General features: G+C 67.9%; 1 pseudogene. It reads left to right on the top strand.

The features are described 5' to 3' along the window. A pseudogene (locus ACFW2E_RS47695) lies at positions 1-805 on the top strand (Tat pathway signal sequence domain protein); the annotation flags it as partial. Between the last annotated feature and the right edge of the window lie 262 nt (positions 806-1,067).

Raw genomic sequence — 1,067 nt, 5'->3', positions numbered from 1 at the left:
GCTGGTCTACCGCATCGAGACCGAGGAGTACCTCGAGGCCCTGGAGTGGACGCGCAAGCTGTTCGCCGCCGGCGTCGTGCACCCCGATGCCCGGCTCGGCAAGTCCAACGCCGCCGACCCCGGGCCCAAGTTCGCCGCCGGCGAGTTCCTCGTCTACAACCAGGACTCCTCGCAGTGGTGGAGCCGCACCGCCGAACAGGCCGCCCAGAACCCCGAGTTCGAGATCTGGGGCATGGACATCTGGGGACACGACGGCGGCGACCCGACGCTGTGGGCGCAGAACCCGGCGGGCATCTTCGCCTTCGTCAACAAGGACGCCCCCGAGTCCGTGATCCGTGACGTGCTGGCCGTCGCCAACGTCACCGCCGCGCCGTACGGGACCACGGAGTACATGGCCACCAACTACGGCGTCGAGGGCACCCACTACACCGTCGAGAACGGCGTGCCCACCAAGACCGAGCAGGGCAACATCGACGTGATGAACGCCTACGTGATGATCGCGAGCCCCGCTCCGACCGTCGCCCACCCCGACTTCCCCGAGGTCGCCAAGGGGCAGGTGGAGTGGCAGCAGCGCATGGGCGCCTTCACGAAGAAGTCCGCCTTCTACGGCATGCAGATCGTCGAGCCCGCCCGCTGGACCAACCTCTCCAACGACTTCGAGCAGCTGGAGGACGACGTCGTCCGCGGCCGCAAGAAGATCAGCGACGTGCAGCAGGCCGTCTCCGACTGGCGGAGCAAGGGCGGCGACAAACTGCGCGACTGGTACAAGAAGCTGCTCGACGAGAACGGCACGGCGGCGGGCTGACCGGTACCGAGGCGAGGAGAACGGCCGTGTCGAACAGCACGGTGCCTCGGACCGGGACCGAGGCCGATACGACGAAGAAGACCCCGGTGGCGTCCGGCGACGCCACCGGCTCCCGGAAGGGCAGGCCGGCCACGGGCAGGCGCACACAGGGGGGGTGGGTCCGGCGCGGCCGCGGGCAGCTGCGGATTACACATCCCGCCCGTCAGGTGGGGCTGGTCTTAAAATAAAAAAAGATCAGACCCAACCACGGCGCCATAAACGA

This window comes from Streptomyces sp. NPDC058964 (assembly GCF_042741275.1).
Lineage (GTDB): Bacteria > Actinomycetota > Actinomycetes > Streptomycetales > Streptomycetaceae > Streptomyces.
Note: the sequence above shows the minus strand (reverse complement) of the source record. Positions and strands in the feature narration are given on the sequence as shown.